Below are 15,362 nucleotides of genomic sequence, written 5' to 3' on the forward strand. Positions count from 1 at the left end.
CTGATGAGCAGAAAGGACTATTTATGAAAGAATTATCCTTAAAGTACGGCTGCAACCCCAACCAGAAGCCGGCCCGCATTTTTATGACCGAGGGCGAGCTTCCGATCGAGGTACTCAACGGCAAGCCGGGCTATATCAACTTCTGTGACGCATTCAACTCCTGGCAGCTCGTCCGTGCGCTGAAAAAGGCGACCGGCCTGCCCGCAGCTGCGTCCTTCAAGCACGTTTCTCCGGCCGGTGCCGCTCTCGGCAAGCCGCTGACCGATATTGAGAAGCAAATGTACTTTGTTGACACCGACAAGGAGCTGTCTCCCATCGCATGTGCGTACATCCGCGCACGCGGCGCTGACCGTCTGTGCTCCTACGGCGACTGGGCGGCTCTGTCCGACACCTGCGACGCAGACACCGCTTCCTACCTCGCACACGAGGTTTCCGACGGCATCATCGCGCCGGACTTCACCGCTGAGGCCCTCGAGATCCTCAAGACCAAGCGCAAGGGCGGCTACAACGTTGTCAAGATCGACCCGAACTATGAGCCGAAGCCGATCGAGCAGCGCGACATTTTCGGCATCCGCTTCGAGCAGGGTTACAACAACTACGAGATCAACGAGAGCCTGCTCACCAACATTGTTACCGAGAACAAGAATCTGCCGGAGAGCGCAAAGCACGACATGATCCTTGCGCTCATCACGCTCAAGTACACGCAGTCCAACTCGGTCTGCTACGTCAAGGACGGCATGACCATCGGTGTCGGCGCAGGTCAGCAGAGCCGCATCCACTGCACGCGACTCGCCGGCAACAAGGCCGACAACTGGTTCGTTCGTCAGCATCCGAAGGTTCTCGGTCTGCAGTTTGTTGACGGCATCCGCCGCCCGGACCGCGACAACGCGATCGACGTTTACACCTCGGACGAATATGAGGACGTACTGGCTGAAGGCGTATGGCAGAAGACCTTCAAGGTAAAGCCGGAAGTGCTCACCGCTGAGGAAAAGAAGGCGTGGATTGCAAAGAATACCGGCGTAACCGTTGGTTCGGACGCATTCTTCCCGTTCGGCGACAATGTAGAACGCGCACGCAAGTCCGGCGTGGAGTACATCGTACAGCCGGGCGGCTCCATCCGCGATGACAATGTTATCGAGACCGCGAACAAGTACGGCATCACGATGGCGTTCACCGGCATGCGTCTGTTCCATCACTAATGAAACTGCTGAAAGGCTATTATGCCTACTTAGCCGTATCCGGCGGACTGCTGCTCGGTCTGGCCGCGCAGAACAACTGGGCACTGCAGATGCTGGCGTTCGCGCTGGTGTCTGCCGGTGCGCTGTCCGTGCAGAATGCGTCCCGCTGGTACATGCGCGCAAGCATTGCCGCGGACGTGACGATGGCGTTCAAGCTCATCCTCGGTCCGGCAGTCATCCCGCCCGGCCTGCTGCGGATTGTGCTGCAGTATGCGGCGCTCGTGCCGCTGCTGCTCACCGGCTGCATGCTGCTGATGGGTGTCAAAGACCAGATGCACAAGATCGACCGCAGCACCCTGCCCGAATGGGTTTTGCTGGTGGTCTGGAGCACAGGCTGCATCCTTACGCTGCTCATCGCGCCCGGCTGGCTGAATGACTATCTGGCGCCGCTGGCGGCAAAGGCGGCAAACACGCTCCTGCCGATCGGCTATGTTGCACTTATTGTAGAAATGTTCCGCGCACAGCGTGTGTATTTACAAACGGAGGAACAATAAATGAAAGTTTTGGTTATCGGCGGCGGCGGCCGTGAGCACGCCATCGTCCATACATTGAAGAAGAGCCCCAAGGTGGACCACATCTGGTGTGCGCCGGGCAACGGCGGCATTGCCGCTGAGGCGGAGTGCGTTGCCATCAAGGCGACCGACATCGACGGCATGGTGGCTTTCGCCAAGGAGCACAAGCCGGATCTCGTTATGGTAGCACCGGACGACCCGCTTGCACTCGGCATGGTAGACGCGCTCGAGGCCGCAGGCATCCGTGCCTTCGGTCCGCGCAAGAACGCCGCTATTATCGAGGGCAGCAAGTCCTTTGCCAAGGATCTGATGCAGAAATACAGCATTCCGACCGCTGGCTACGCTGTTTTTGAGAACTCCGCAGACGCGATCGAGTACATCAAGAAGAACGGCGCGCCGATCGTTGTCAAGGCGGACGGCCTTGCGCTCGGCAAGGGTGTTACCGTTGCCATGACCGAGGAAGAGGCCATCGAGGCGGTCAAGGATGCCATCGACGGCGGCGCATTCGGCGGCGCTGGTGCGCGTGTTGTTATCGAAGAGTTCCTCACCGGCCCTGAGGTTTCCGTGCTCGCCTTCGTAGACGGCAAGCACCTTAAGACCATGCCGTCCGCACAGGATCACAAGCGTGCCTACGATCATGACGAAGGCCCGAACACCGGCGGTATGGGCGCATTCTCGCCATCCCGCTTCTATACCGACGACATTGCTGCCGAGTGCATGGAGACCATCTTCAAGCCGACTGTTGCAGCCATGGAGAAGGAAGGCCGTCCGTTCAAGGGCGTGCTGTACTTCGGTCTGATGCTGACCCCGAAGGGCCCGCGTGTTATCGAGTACAACGCTCGTTTCGGCGATCCGGAGACGCAGGCTGTCCTGTCCCGACTGGACACCGACCTGTTCGACATCTTCAATGCCGTTATCGACGAAAAGCTCGAGGATATCGACATCAAGTGGGCGGACAACGCCGCGTGCTGTGTCTGCATGGCCTCCGGCGGCTATCCGAAGTCCTACGAAAAGGGCAAGGAGATCACCGGTCTGGACGATGTGACGGATTCGTTCGTATTCCACGCAGGCACCGCTGTCAAGGATGGCAAGCTGGTCACGAACGGCGGCCGCGTGCTCGGCGTAACGGCAGTTGCCCCCACGCTCGATGAAGCGATCCTCAAGGCGTATGCCGATGTCAAGAAGATTCACTTCGATAAGGCGCATTATCGCACCGATATCGGCGTAAAGTAATATTTTACGTTTATTGTAGGGCGGGCTGACCTCAGCCCGCCCTACATTCTGCGTGAATGGAAGAAAGGAAAAAAGAATGAAAATCGAACAGCAAAATCAGATTTTAGGCTGCATGAACGATGTTCTCAACCAGAACGGCTTCCGTGCGGAAATCATGCAGAAGGACGGCGCACCGACCATTCTGCGCTGCGAGGCAATGCGTCAGGGCAAGGTTGCCAAGGACGTTGTGATTGAAGCCTGCTTCATCCCGATGCAGCTGCCCGCAGAGGACATGGGTCTGCTGCAGTTCTTCGTTACGCTGTTTCAGGGTGCCCCGGAAAACAACAAGGTGCAGCTTCGTCATGCGTGCGATTACTGCAACAACTTCTGTGCGCTCGGCTCGTTCGGCTTCTTTGAGGAGGCCGGTCAGATTTACCTCAAGCACAACACACTGGTGGACGGCTCTCTCGAACTCGAGAAAATCATTCCGTTTGTGGCGGATAACATTTCCGTGCTGATCGCAGCAGTCTCCCGCTTCATCGACGGTCTGGCGCAGATTGCCTATGCAGGCATGACGCTCGACGCTGTTATCGAGCAGGACTTGTTCCCGAAGCTCGGCTAATTGCAAACAAGAAAACACCGCAGAGTAAGGCTTAACCGTTTTAAGGAACTATAAGTCCTGCGGTTAGGGCAGAGAACGGTGTGACCGTTAAGGTCACGCCGTTTTTTTGCGTCCAGGGGTAGATTCTGCAATCATGAGTTCTGTCAGTGCGGGGATTTCCACATGGTCCCTTTCAAGAATCCGCGAAATCTGCTCTGGGCCTTTGCCGTCAATGCAGAGGTCAAAGACGCGCTTGACAATCCGGGCAGCATCCTCATCCAGAATCCACTTGTCCTTGCCGCTGCTCGTTGCCCCATCTGCCGTGTTCGTCCAAAGGGTGAATGGGGCACATGACATGAAAGTGCGGATTGGAAATGCCGACGTCCTCCTTGTCGAGAGAATGAACGGCAAAGTCCACTACCATACCCCGGCTCACAAAGTTCTCCAACAAAAATTGCCTTGCCAGAGCGATGTTCTCCTGCATGGAAAACTCGTTCTGCAAGGCAATGTCAAAGCTGTACGCAAGCTGTGCTTTCTTTCCGCGTTCGGCTTTCTCCACCACGTTCCAGATGGTTTCACGGTCTGCATACTCCGATGGCGCATGCGATGGCAGCAGGATTTCAGAGCAGATCACGCACAGTCTGTGTCAATTTACTCCGGCTCATCCTCATCGAGCAGCGTGAGTACATCAATCGGCGCGTCATTCTGCGTCACCTGCACATGCACATGGGTGCCGAGTGCGGATTCTGCGGGAATGCTGTCCGCGCACACGCCGAGCGCCTCACCGGCGGAGACAACCTGCCCTTCCTGCACGCGTACATCGTCCATGCCACAGTACGACGAGGTCAGGCCGTTATTGTGCGTCAGTGTCACGCAGGTGCCGTACAGACCGTCTTCGGCAATCTGCTGTACAGTGCCGTCGGTCAGTGCGAGCACGGTTTCGCCGGCTTCGGCAGAGAAGTCTGTGCCGGCATGAACACGCCAGTCACCCATGGTTGGCTGGAACAGCAGCGTGTCACCCGAAAACGGCGTCAGCACGGCTCCGGACACCGGTCGCACATACACGGGTGCGCTGACCGTCACAGCCGGTTCCGGCTCTGCCGCCGTGACCGGCTGTTCCTCGATCACTGACTCGGGTTCCTGCTCCTGCTGCGGAACGGTGGCCGGTTCGGTCGGTGCTTCGGCGGTCGAGTCGGCCGGTGCGATGATAGGCATGCCGGTGTCCGGCTCGACCGCGTTCTGCCGGTGTGCATTGCCCCAGATCACCCATGCGGATGCGGCGATGATGAGCGCACACAGCGAAAGAATGGTGTAGAATCCGCGGGTAGAGAGCGCCGCGGTGTGTTTGGATTGATATTGTTTCATGTCCCTTTACCTCCGTTGCTGACAGTATGGTCGGCTGCTGCGGAAAATATACGCGCCGCCGAAAATTTGCCGCACAGCGGACATTTCATCGGCAGATGCCGGATAGCCCACAAAGGGGGGGACGTCTGCGGATTGTACCCAATCGCCGAATGTGGTATACTAAATAAAGAAAAGAGAAACGCAAGGAGGGTAAAGACTATGGAACTGGCTGACTTTTTCGCGATTGACCGGCTGTCGCAGCACGACGAGGAAATGCTGATCGAATCCGCGATGCAAATGCAGCAGATGATGATGCTGTACGAATCCGGCATCCGCGAGATCAAGACCAAGCTGGATATTCTGAGCGATGAGTCGCGTATTTCGGGCAAGCCAAGCCCGATCGATGCCATCAAGAGCCGCATCAAAAGCCCGCGCAGCATTATCGGCAAGCTCAAGCGGCGCGGATTTCCGATCTCGCTGCAGTCCATGATAGACAATCTGAACGATATTGGCGGTATCCGCGTGATCTGTCCGTTTATCGAGGATATTTACACGGTAGCGGACATGCTCATGCGGCAGGACGACTTGACGCTGATCGAGAAGAAGGACTACATTGCCAATCCCAAGCCGAACGGCTACCGCAGCCTGCATCTGATCCTCGAGGTGCCGATTTTCCTCGCGGAACGCACGCAGCCGGTACGCATCGAGCTGCAGATTCGCACGATGGCGATGGATTTCTGGGCCAGCCTGGAGCACCAGCTGCGCTATAAATCCGATGTGGAGATTCCGGAGCATGTGTCCGATGATTTGAAGAAGTGTGCGGATGTTATTGCGGAGACCGATCAGGAGATGCAGCGCATCGCAAAAGAACTGAAAGTGCTGTAAAAGGAGAAACTATGCAATACATACCCATTATAACCCTGGTTCTGGTGGTAATCCTGCTGGGACTGGTCATCGTTCTGCTGACCCGCAAGCCGGAAAAGCCGGACCTTCCGCAGCAGATTGACCCAACCGCATCCATTACTGCGCTCGGCACGCTCGTGACGCAAAACCTGCGCGAAGGCCGGGAAGCGCAGAGCAATCAGCTTTCCGCGATGGACAAGAGCCTTGGAGACAAAATGAGCGGTCTGACCGATCAGCTCGGCCGGTTTGAGACGCGTCTGCAGGGTTTTACGGCGGAAACAACGCAGAATCTGACCAATATCCGCGAAACCGTGGATAAAAACCTGCATACCTTCACGGGTGAGACAAAACAGAATCTGGAAACTATCCGCAGTACGATGGACAAAAATCTGCACACGTTCACCGGCGAAACTAAACAGGATTTGGAAACTATCCGCGAAACGGTAGATAAAAATCTGCACATCTTCACGGGTGAGACTAAGCAGGATTTGGAGAACATCCGCGTTACAGTGGATAAAAACCTGCGTGCCATGCAGGAGGACAACAACAAAAAGCTGGACGATATGCGTCAAATTGTAGACGAAAAGCTGCAGAAAACGCTGTCTGAGCGCATGAATGAGTCATTCAAGCTGGTCAACGAGCGTTTGGAGCAGGTTTACAAGGGCCTCGGTGAGATGCAGACGCTGGCACAGGGTGTCGGTGATTTGAAGAAGGTGCTCACCAATGTCAAGACCCGCGGCATTGTGGGTGAGATTCAGCTGGGCGCGATCCTCGAGGACATTCTCGCGCCCGAGCAGTACGAGACCAACGTGGCGACCGTGCCGAACAGCCGCAATGTGGTCGAGTATGCGGTCAAGCTGCCCGTTGAGGACGGCAGCTTTGTCTGGCTGCCGATTGACTCCAAGTTCCCGGGAGACACCTACGGGGCGCTCCGTGACGCATATGAGGAAGGCTCGCGCGAGCAGATTGACGCATGCGTCAAGCAGCTGATCGCCACCCTCAAATCCGAGGCGAAGGACATTCACGATAAGTACCTTGCGCCGCCGCATACGACCGAGTTCGGCATCATGTTCCTGCCCTTCGAGGGACTGTATGCCGAAGCTGTCAGCCGCGGCATGGTGGAGATTCTGCAGCGGGACTACCATGTCAATCTGGCCGGTCCGAGCACGATGGCAGCGCTGCTGAACAGCCTGCAGATGTCGTTCCGCACGATTGCAATTCAAAAGCGCTCGGGTGAGGTCTGGAGCGTTCTGGGTGCGGTCAAGACCGAGTTTGACAAGTTTGAAGCCTGCCTGACGCAGACGCAGAACCGACTCGATCAGGCGAGCCGCGAGCTGGATAAGCTGGTCGGTACGCGCACGCGCGCTATCCGCCGCAAGCTGAAGGGCGTTACCGAACTCAGCGAGAGCGAAACGCAGAAGGTTCTGGATATCGGCACCGATTCGGAAGAAGAGTGAAGCGCTGAGCGGAAAGAGATTCTCAACCGCTTTCTCGGCAAAAGAAAACACCGCAGAGCAAGGCTTAATAGTGATAAGGTACTATTTAGCTTTGCGAGGGGCAGAGAACGGTGTGACCACAATGGTCACGCCGTTTTTCTGCGTCCAGGGGTAGATTTCGCAACGACTCCATCCCAAATTTTGTGTGTCCACAATCTCTACTACGCCGCAATCTAATTTCCCTCGCTCTATCATTTTGCATCACCCATTTCATTTACCTCATATACGAGAAAAAGCCCAGCTTTTGCTGGACTTTTTCGATAGGCTGCCCGGTTATTTCGTTTGAAATAACCGGTTTTTCTTATTTTCTGATTCTGTTAAAAGTTTTTGTTCCGATTTGCGAGGGGCAATATACAGATACTGCCGCCGTATCGGCGTATGAGCCGAATATCTGACTTTAACCCCAAAAGAAACCCTGTCTGTTCCAACAACAGACAGGGTTTTCTCACTGTTACAGCACCTTTTTTTGCCGCCCGGAATCTTTGGCAGATTGAGCGTAGTCGCGGCCGAGCACGGCGCTGCACAGCTCTACCACGGCTGTGACCGGCGCATAGCAGAATACATCGTCGAAGCCGGTGCCGCCCTTTTTAATACCCATTTCGTGGTGATAAACACCTATTTTAGTGTGATAAGCGGCGTTAAACGCACCGACTGAGCAACTCATCGTCTCCGCAAGAGACACCTCGTAGTAAGCGCAGGCTGCAGCGTGAACTTCATGCCCGGCTTGAATTTATCCTGATGCTTCGCGCCAACCTTGACGATATCGCCCGCGAACTCGTGCCCCATGACGGCCGGATGCTCAGCTACATCGGGATGCACGCGCTTGTGCGCTTGTGCTCGGTGCCGAGGATGGCACACTTGTAGGCGGACATACAGATGCTGTCGGATACGACCTTGACCAGAATCTCATCATCGCGGATTTCCGGCAGTTCAAAGGTATCCAGACGCAGGATCATTCGCAGCATGCAGACGTACAGCTCTTGTTTTCATAATAAAACTCTCCTTCACCATATCTTAAAACACGATAGATTTCAACAATCACAGCTTGGAAAAGCGTACTTTCGGAAGCAGCGCCTCGATAACCGAGCGCTCGGCGGCCTGTGTGCCGCTGCACATGACATTCGCGGCTCCGGTTGCAGTCGAGAGACGGACCGCGTTCTCCTCGCTCATATCCTGCGACTCGGCATACGCCAGCGCGGCCACCACGCTGTCACCCGCACCGACCGTACTGCCGACCGGAACCGTGAGTCCCTCAGCGTAAATCGTGCTGCCCTTGCGCAGATACAGTGCACCGCGGCCGCCCAGCGAGATAACCACCCGTTCGATGCCGCTCTCCAGCAGCTTTTGACCTTCTGCGGTCAGTTCTTCGATGGTTTCCAGTTTTCTGCCCGCCAGACGCGACAGTTCATCATCATTCGGCTTGATGAGGTACGGCGCGGCCTTTAAGCCTTCCGCCAGTAAAGCGCCGTCCGCATCGAGGAACACCCGCGCACCTGCGTTTTTGCATGCGCTCGTCCACACGCGATAGGTTTCCTGCGGTGCGCCCTTCGGCAAGCTGCCCGCCAGCACCACAATGTCGCCTGCGTGCACCTCAGCCAGAAGGTCGTTCAGCAGCGCATCTAAATCTGCGTTCGTAACGGTCAGACCCGGCTCGTTGATGTCGGTATTCGTGTGGCCGACCCGGTCGATAATTTTGATATTCGTGCGGGTCTGCCCCTCAACGAACCGGAACTGCGTGGTGAAATTCTCGTTTTCGAGCAGCTTTTCAAGCATTCTGCCGCTCTCACCGCCCAGAATGCCGACGGCGCGGCTCTCGCCGCCCAGCTTGGCAATCACTTTGCTCACGTTAATGCCCTTGCCGCCGGGATCCGTGCGCATTTCCGTGATGCGGTTGACCGTGTCAAGCGCAATACCCGGAATTTCTACCGTTTTATCCAATGCAGGGTTGAATGTTACCGTATAAATCATGGAATGACTCCCTCCAGATATTTGAAACTATTGAAACAAAAGCTATAATCAAAATAGCAACAGTCCATATAAGCGTCAATCTGTTATTTCAACAAATAATCCCTTTCGTTTTTGTAAGGAATCACAAGAGCACATTCTCCCTGTAAATTCTGTTCTGCGTGCAAAAGGAGCGGCAATGCAGATGAAGTGCCCCAAAAAGTTAGACAATCTTTTGAAGTAAAAATTGTTCAAACTGCCGAAAGGGCTTGTTGGCTGTGAACCGCAGGCGACAAGCCCGTTAATTTTGCCTTGATTCTGCGGTTGTTGTAGTAGTCCGGATAGTCAATGAGTTCCCGCTTGAAGTGCTCCATGGACTGAATTTTTTGCAGATACAGCAGTTCACTCTTGAGCAGTCCGAAAAAATTCTCAATCACAACGTTGTCTAAACAGTTGCCCTTCCGGCTCATGCTTTGACGGATACCCTTTTTCACGAAGTATCCACTGGTATTGCTTGTGCTGGTACTGCCAACCCTGATCTGAGTGCAGGATTAGATTTGTGTTGTCCGGAATTTTTGCAAATGCCTTGTCCAACATCGTTGTCACCATGCTTAACACAGGTCGATCCGAAATCGTATAACTGACCAAATCACTGTTGTGCAAGTCAAGAATAGGCGACAAATACAGCTTTTCCCCAAACAGGCTGAACTCCGTCACATCCGTTACCCATTTCAGATTTGGCTTCCGCTGTGATACGGCGATAGCCGTACCTCGAGCATCGTTTCGACCACCAGTTTCTTGAATTCTGGTGTGTATCGTTTGTTCGGTACTCCTTTTGGCATTAAAATCACCCCATCTGTTAGATAGTATATCACACTGTCTAACAAATGGGGTGCTGTTCAATAACCTCTCCTGACTTTTCCTGTTCTGAACGCAAAGGGTCTCCCGCCAAATGGCGGGAGACCCTTTCTCATTTTATCGGCTTATTTACCGGTCTTTTCACACAGCTTCTGCATGATAACAGCTACCTGTGCACGGGTGGCCGTCCCCTGCGGGTCAAAACGGTTGCCCGATTTGCCGCTCAGCAGACCAGCCTTCTGCATTCTGGTTACAGCGTCCTTCGCATAAGCGCGGATGCTTGCGCTGTCGGCAAATGCAGCTGCACTGCCGGTTTCCTCTACCTTGGTGCCGGTGGCGGTCAGGTAATTGTCCATGATAACCGCAGCCTGCTCACGGGTGATGAGCGCATTCGGATTGAAATGCGAAGCGTCCACGCCGGAAACGATCTTATTGGCTGCTGCCCAGTTGACGTATGCGTTGTAGTACATTTTGCTGTCTACGTCGGCAAACTGGCTCTGGGTGTTGTACGCGGAGATATCTGCGCCTGCCATACGGCCAAGCACGGTGACAAACATGCCGCGGGTCATGCCCTCGTTCGGGGAGAAGGTGGTTGCGGTCGTGCCGTTGAACAGCGCCTTATCGGTCACATATTCGATGGCATCCTTTGCCCAGTGGCCCGCGATGTCGGTGAAGGTGCTTACCGTACCCTCAACAACCTTGACATTCTTGCCCACGGTGCCGTAGTCGTCGTAATCCACAGAGTAATCGTTGAATACATCATCGGATTCGTAGCCTACTGCATCGGTGAAGGTGCCCTCGTTCCAGTCTGCCAGCGTTGCCCAGGTATTGGCATTGCCAGCCTTGATGGAATACGAGTTGATAACCGGAACATCGGTGGACTTCTCTGCAACAGAGGAGTTCAGTACGGTAGTAACGCGAACATACTTTGCACTGCCCAGTGCGGAAATATCAACCGTGTTCTTGCCGTTCTTCAGCTCTGCAGACTGGGAAGCCTTTACGGTCTTGCCGTCGTCCGAGGTCTCAACGGTTGCGGTTGCAGAAGCCGCGCCGGTAATCTCTGCGTTATAGGTAAACTGTGCTGCACTGCCGGTCATTGCGCGCCACTCGGTGGTGTGCGTGCCCTTGGTGACGATATTCTCCGGTGCGTAATCCAGCCATACGACCAGCTTGTCGCTTTCCGGACCCTTTGCAGTCGGATTCGCGTAAATCTGCTTGTTCTCCTCTGCGGTCAGCTTGGTGGTATAGAAGCGGAGCTGACCGATGTCACCTGTCAGCATGGTGTGCGTCTTGCCGCGGCCGCGGTCTGTCAGCAGATGACGGTGGAATGCAAAGCCGGAGTACATGGACTTGCCTTCCCAGTTGCGGATCTCAGAATCAAAATTCGGTGCATCGGTGTGACCGCTTGCCTTGGTATCCTCGTAGCTGTCGCCGCCGGTTGCACGATCAAAGCCGCCGGTGTACTGTACCCACTTGCCGAGGGTAACGCCGCCGCCCATATTCTCGTCGTCGTTCCAGAAGTACTCGCCGTTATCGTTGTTAAAGCCAATGCCATAGGTAACCATGCCGGTCTTGCGGACTGCCATGCGGAACAGGTAGTTGGTGCCGTAGCTGATGGAAGCGCCCTTCATCAGCAGCGGGTTGTGGTCCCACTCATCGCCCGTTGCCAGACGATCGATGTTTGCCCAAACCATGCCGGTAACGCCGTTGTCTACCACATAGTTCTTGTTATCCGGAATTTCTACATAATCGTCCACGCCGTCCAGAGACAGACCCCAGCCGCCGTTGTACTTAACGAGCGTCGGATTGCCGCGGATGATGCCGTCGTTGCCCTTGCCGGACTTATCCTTTACGATCGGGGTGCCCTGCATGGAGCCGAGCACGGCAACGGTCTTCTCTGCCGAGTTGCCGACCTTGACGGCATAGCTGCCGCCTGCCGGTGCCTTGTAGGCAAACTCAACCGTGCGGGTCTCACCTGCCTTGAGCGCAGTCTTCTGCGAGGTAACGGCTGCGCCGTTGATGTACAGCACTGCCTCTGCGGTGCCGTCCTCATTGCCGATGTTCTGCACATCCGCCTTGGTGTAGATGACATCGCTGGTCGGCTCGCTTACCGTGCCGCCGCCGAGCTGCAGGCGCAGGTTGCTGTAGGTGTAGGTTGCCTTGCGGAAGGTAACATTGACGGTCTTGGTGTAGCTGTCCAGCTTGAGGGTATGCGTGCCGAGTGCAGAAAGCGTCAGCGGTGCGCTCAGCGTTGCGGACTCTCCGGGATTCAGACCGACAACACGCTCCTTGCCGCTCTTGCCGAACTCATACAGCCAACGGTCGGTGCCGTTGTCCTTGACACACATGGAGGCGGTCGCCAGACCCTTGCCGACATTGGTCACCTTTGCGGATACCGTGACAGTGCCGTTGGACTGAACGGTGTCCGGGGTGATGGAAATATCGCTGTACGCCAGCTTGGCGCCGTCCTTGGACAGCGTAACCGTCTCAAATACCTTCTCGCCGTCGCTGCTCAGACCCAGGTTCTTATAGGTCAGCAGACCGTCCTTGACGGTTACTTCGAGCATATCGCCCTTGCCGGTTGCAAGCAGGTTGGGATAGTTGTCGTTTAGGCGCTGATCCGGCTTGCCGGTGTCGATCTTGCCGTCACCGATGCGGGCATCGCCCTGGGTTACATACAGGGTATCCGCGCCGCGCTTCGGGTCAGCAGAAGCATAGCGGGAATACAGATGGGTATGGCCGCTGAACATGATATTCACGTTGCCGTTCTCCACGATGGAGGGAACGTACTTGCGGGTCAGGTCATCCTCGAACGGATGGTGCATGGTAACAACGCGGAAGTCAGCCTTCTTGGCATTGTCGGTTGCAAGATCAGCCTTGAGCCAGTCGAGCGACTCGTTTACAACAGCCTTGGTTGCTGCATCCGCCTCGCCGCCGCCCGCAGTGGAGTTCAGCTCGAACAGCGACCACGGGTTGCTGTCCAGCATATCGAAATGCACCGGACCGCAGTCAAACGCTACGTTGCGTCCGGTCTCGTTGGACTTATACTGCTCCTTCTGCACCTTGGTGACATACTCATCAAAGTAGGCACCGTAATCGTGGTTGCCGCTGTTGTAGATAACCGGCACATTGTGCAGGAACGAGCCGACATTCTGGAACCAATACGGGAACTGATCCTTCTGAGAGCCGGTGCCCTCTACCATATCGCCGGTATGCAGGATAAAGTCCGGATCAAACTGTGCGATCACGTCGGAAACCTTGGTTGCCGTTTCAAAGCGATGGCTGTCGCTGACAACCACAAAGCGGATCTCATCCGAATTTTCGGGCAGCGTGCGGAAGTGACCTTCCACAGTCTGTCCGTCCTCGGTCTCAACCTTGTAGGTATAGGTCGTACCCGGAGTCAGATCGGTCAGGCGGGCACGATACATGTGCATGCTCTCACCCTTAAACTTTTCGCCCTCCTCTACCGGAACCTCGAGCGTTTTCTTGTCCGCATCGCTCGTACCGTAGGTAATGGTGGACTTCATCGGTTTATCCAGTTCCCAAACGACAACCATGCCGTTTGTTTTCGGGGTCATCAGGTACGGACCCGTCAGGAAGGAGCCGGTATCCGTCCTTCCGATTGCGAAAGCAGTGCTCGGCACCAGTGTTGCCAGCATCACGGCCGACAGCACACCGCTGAGCAGCCGCCGCATACGCGAAGATTTTTTAGCCATTTTCTTCTTTCTCCTTTCTCTTCACGGTACGGCTGCTGCCATACCGCCGCGTCTATGTTAAACCTTTTAAGTTAAGGCAATACCGCATAATTGAACAAGAGTGATTTGCGAGTAAATTTTGCGTACTGACGAGGCCCAGTTTTGCGGTAATACTTGATGTATTACCGTGAAACTGCAACAAAGTCAGGACACAAAATTTCCGCAAAGCACCGCCGCTTTAATTGTGCGGTGTTGCCTTAAGGTTCGCGCGCTGTAAATATGCGTGTCGAAGTACGAAATCAGCCGCGTTCGGTTCTCGCCTGCCCACTCCAAATCGTAGGTGATGAGCTTGACCTCGTCCAGCGGCGGCAGTCCGTCCGCTGCGCGGGCGGTGCTGTTTGCCGGAAGACGGCAGCTTTTCGCTTCGATGTAGCATTCCTCTCCGCGGGAAGAGGTCAGCCAGTCGATAAAGATGCGGGCGTTTTCGCGCTCCTGCTCCGGTGCACCACGCACAAGCGCGCACGCGCCGATCTCATAGCCGGTGCCGTCTGCCGGACTGCGCACCTCAATGGGATAGCCATCCAGCGCCGCGCGGAAGGCGTCATGCGAGAACACGATGCCGACGGCGTATTCGCCGTTTTTTACCCGCTCTGCCGGCTCCACACCCGAACGGGTGTACAAACCGACGTTTTGGTCTAATTTTTGAAGATACTCCCACGCCTTGTCCTCGCCGCGCATCTGCACAAGCGTTGCCAGCGTGGTATACGAGGTACCCGAGCTTTTCGGAGTTGCCATCACAATCTGCCCTGCCAGTGCAGGCGACAGCAAATCGTCCCAGCAGGTCGGCATCGGCGTTCCCGTCCGTGCAAACCAGTCGGTGTTGCAGGCGAAGCACAGCGTACCGATGTAGATCGGATTCCACACGCCCTGCTCATCCTGATAGGCTTCGGGCACATCGGTCAGCTCGGGACTTTGATACGCCTCCAGCAGACCGGCCTCTCGCAGCTGAATATAGTTATCCGCCGAGCCGCCCAGCAGCACAGAAGCCTGCGGGTTGTCCCGCTCCTGCTCGAGCCGCGCGGTCATTTCTCCGGCAGGAAGATGAATACAGTCCACGGTGATGTCGGTATCCTTGCGGAAGGCACTGCAGTACAGCAGCGTTTCCGACTCCGGCAGCGGACTGTAAACGGTAAGATGGTCATATTTCGGTGTTTCTGTCTCCTCCTCCATCGCATGATCGTGCTCCTGCGGTGAGGGATCGTTCTGCTGCTGACCCGTACAGCCGCAGAGCAGTCCGGTCAGCAGCAGAACAACAGGAAGAAAACATATTTTTTTCATAGCTTCCACCTCGTTACAAAAGGCGGGCAGCTTTTCTCTGCCCCTATACTATAACAGTTTAAGCGGCTTCGCTCTACCGTCCATCATCCGATAAAATTTTACCATTCAAGAAGGCCGTTCCTGAACGGTGAATTTCTTACGATATTATTTTAGGCAGTACCGCATAATTAAGCAAGAGCGATTTGCGAGTAAATTTTACGGACTGACGAGGCGTGGTTTTG

General features: G+C 55.4%; 13 protein-coding genes and 2 pseudogenes. 6 read left to right on the forward strand and 9 right to left on the reverse strand.

The genetic code is table 11. The annotated features are described in order from the left end of the window. The first annotated feature begins 23 nt into the window (after nucleotides 1-23). From ACWVX6_RS01755 to ACWVX6_RS01770, 4 genes are all read left to right on the forward strand, one after another. Complete coding sequence (locus ACWVX6_RS01755) at nucleotides 24-1,199, forward strand: phosphoribosylaminoimidazolecarboxamide formyltransferase (RefSeq protein ID WP_118564689.1); 1,176 nt, start codon at nucleotides 24-26, stop codon at nucleotides 1,197-1,199. After that, nucleotides 1,199-1,732 (forward strand): hypothetical protein, encoded by a 534-nt coding sequence (locus tag ACWVX6_RS01760; protein WP_110435877.1) that lies wholly within the window; start codon nucleotides 1,199-1,201, stop codon nucleotides 1,730-1,732. The genes ACWVX6_RS01755 and ACWVX6_RS01760 overlap by 1 nt, the downstream gene beginning before the upstream one ends. Next, nucleotides 1,733-2,983, forward strand: a complete 1,251-nt coding sequence (gene purD, locus ACWVX6_RS01765) for a phosphoribosylamine--glycine ligase (protein WP_455152176.1) — start codon at nucleotides 1,733-1,735, stop codon at nucleotides 2,981-2,983. A gap of 76 nt (nucleotides 2,984-3,059) precedes the next feature. Next, the gene (locus tag ACWVX6_RS01770; protein ID WP_110435875.1) at nucleotides 3,060-3,584 is read left to right on the forward strand and encodes a type III secretion system chaperone family protein; all 525 of its coding nucleotides are present in this window, start codon (nucleotides 3,060-3,062) and stop codon (nucleotides 3,582-3,584) included. Nucleotides 3,585-3,858: 274 nt separating this feature from the next. On the opposite strand, the pseudogene ACWVX6_RS01775 reads toward ACWVX6_RS01770, so the two are convergent. Further along, a pseudogene (locus ACWVX6_RS01775) lies at nucleotides 3,859-4,197 on the reverse strand (MobA/MobL family protein); the annotation flags it as partial. A gap of 17 nt (nucleotides 4,198-4,214) precedes the next feature. Next, nucleotides 4,215-4,928: a peptidoglycan DD-metalloendopeptidase family protein gene (locus ACWVX6_RS01780; protein WP_455152177.1), complete on the reverse strand. Its 714-nt coding sequence runs from the start codon at nucleotides 4,926-4,928 to the stop codon at nucleotides 4,215-4,217. Between the two features lie 198 nt (nucleotides 4,929-5,126). Between ACWVX6_RS01780 and ACWVX6_RS01785 the strand changes: the two genes are divergently transcribed. Together ACWVX6_RS01785 and rmuC are read left to right on the forward strand one after the other, a co-directional pair. Then, nucleotides 5,127-5,792 carry a GTP pyrophosphokinase gene (locus tag ACWVX6_RS01785; RefSeq protein WP_202183341.1) on the forward strand — a complete coding sequence of 222 codons (666 nt, stop codon included), beginning with the start codon at nucleotides 5,127-5,129 and terminating at the stop codon, nucleotides 5,790-5,792. Between the two features lie 11 nt (nucleotides 5,793-5,803). Next, entirely contained in the window at nucleotides 5,804-7,267 is a 1,464-nt protein-coding gene (rmuC, locus tag ACWVX6_RS01790; protein WP_455152178.1) for a DNA recombination protein RmuC, read from the forward strand. Nucleotides 7,268-7,757: 490 nt separating this feature from the next. Here the strand turns inward: rmuC and ACWVX6_RS01795 are convergent, their stop codons facing one another. The 7 genes and pseudogenes from ACWVX6_RS01795 to ACWVX6_RS01825 all read right to left on the reverse strand — a co-directional run bounded on the left by ACWVX6_RS01795 (nucleotide 7,758) and on the right by ACWVX6_RS01825 (nucleotide 15,141). Next, nucleotides 7,758-7,904: a hypothetical protein gene (locus ACWVX6_RS01795; RefSeq protein WP_455152179.1), complete on the reverse strand. Its 147-nt coding sequence runs from the start codon at nucleotides 7,902-7,904 to the stop codon at nucleotides 7,758-7,760. 62 nt (nucleotides 7,905-7,966) lie between these two features. Next, entirely contained in the window at nucleotides 7,967-8,125 is a 159-nt protein-coding gene (locus tag ACWVX6_RS01800; RefSeq protein ID WP_455152180.1) for an alcohol dehydrogenase catalytic domain-containing protein, read from the reverse strand. Further along, nucleotides 8,110-8,271: an MDR/zinc-dependent alcohol dehydrogenase-like family protein gene (locus ACWVX6_RS01805; RefSeq protein WP_199679717.1), complete on the reverse strand. Its 162-nt coding sequence runs from the start codon at nucleotides 8,269-8,271 to the stop codon at nucleotides 8,110-8,112. The genes ACWVX6_RS01800 and ACWVX6_RS01805 overlap by 16 nt, the downstream gene beginning before the upstream one ends. Nucleotides 8,272-8,344: 73 nt before the next feature. Next, complete coding sequence (gene pfkB / locus ACWVX6_RS01810; RefSeq protein ID WP_455152181.1) at nucleotides 8,345-9,274, reverse strand: 1-phosphofructokinase; 930 nt, start codon at nucleotides 9,272-9,274, stop codon at nucleotides 8,345-8,347. Nucleotides 9,275-9,501: 227 nt separating this feature from the next. Then, a pseudogene (locus ACWVX6_RS01815) lies at nucleotides 9,502-9,994 on the reverse strand (IS3 family transposase); the annotation flags it as partial. Nucleotides 9,995-10,233: 239 nt separating this feature from the next. Beyond that, the gene (locus ACWVX6_RS01820; RefSeq protein WP_455152182.1) at nucleotides 10,234-13,824 is read right to left on the reverse strand and encodes an S-layer homology domain-containing protein; all 3,591 of its coding nucleotides are present in this window, start codon (nucleotides 13,822-13,824) and stop codon (nucleotides 10,234-10,236) included. Between the two features lie 183 nt (nucleotides 13,825-14,007). Then, nucleotides 14,008-15,141: an ABC transporter substrate-binding protein gene (locus tag ACWVX6_RS01825; protein WP_455152183.1), complete on the reverse strand. Its 1,134-nt coding sequence runs from the start codon at nucleotides 15,139-15,141 to the stop codon at nucleotides 14,008-14,010. Between the last annotated feature and the right edge of the window lie 221 nt (nucleotides 15,142-15,362).

The sequence above is a fragment of the Butyricicoccus sp. genome, from assembly GCF_977037065.1.

Excerpts from the sequence above, each read along its gene's own strand:
- ACWVX6_RS01755 (WP_118564689.1), top strand. The coding sequence starts at position 24 with ATGAAAGAATTATCCTTAAAGTACGGCTGCAACCCCAACCAGAAGCCG.
- ACWVX6_RS01760 (WP_110435877.1), top strand. The coding sequence starts at position 1,199 with ATGAAACTGCTGAAAGGCTATTATGCCTACTTAGCCGTATCCGGCGGA.
- purD (WP_455152176.1), top strand. The coding sequence starts at position 1,733 with ATGAAAGTTTTGGTTATCGGCGGCGGCGGCCGTGAGCACGCCATCGTC.
- ACWVX6_RS01770 (WP_110435875.1), top strand. The coding sequence starts at position 3,060 with ATGAAAATCGAACAGCAAAATCAGATTTTAGGCTGCATGAACGATGTT.
- ACWVX6_RS01780 (WP_455152177.1), bottom strand. The coding sequence starts at position 4,928 with ATGAAACAATATCAATCCAAACACACCGCGGCGCTCTCTACCCGCGGA.
- ACWVX6_RS01785 (WP_202183341.1), top strand. The coding sequence starts at position 5,127 with ATGGAACTGGCTGACTTTTTCGCGATTGACCGGCTGTCGCAGCACGAC.
- rmuC (WP_455152178.1), top strand. The coding sequence starts at position 5,804 with ATGCAATACATACCCATTATAACCCTGGTTCTGGTGGTAATCCTGCTG.
- ACWVX6_RS01795 (WP_455152179.1), bottom strand. The coding sequence starts at position 7,904 with ATGGGTATTAAAAAGGGCGGCACCGGCTTCGACGATGTATTCTGCTAT.
- ACWVX6_RS01805 (WP_199679717.1), bottom strand. The coding sequence starts at position 8,271 with ATGCTGCGAATGATCCTGCGTCTGGATACCTTTGAACTGCCGGAAATC.
- pfkB (WP_455152181.1), bottom strand. The coding sequence starts at position 9,274 with ATGATTTATACGGTAACATTCAACCCTGCATTGGATAAAACGGTAGAA.
- ACWVX6_RS01820 (WP_455152182.1), bottom strand. The coding sequence starts at position 13,824 with ATGGCTAAAAAATCTTCGCGTATGCGGCGGCTGCTCAGCGGTGTGCTG.
- ACWVX6_RS01825 (WP_455152183.1), bottom strand. The coding sequence starts at position 15,141 with ATGAAAAAAATATGTTTTCTTCCTGTTGTTCTGCTGCTGACCGGACTG.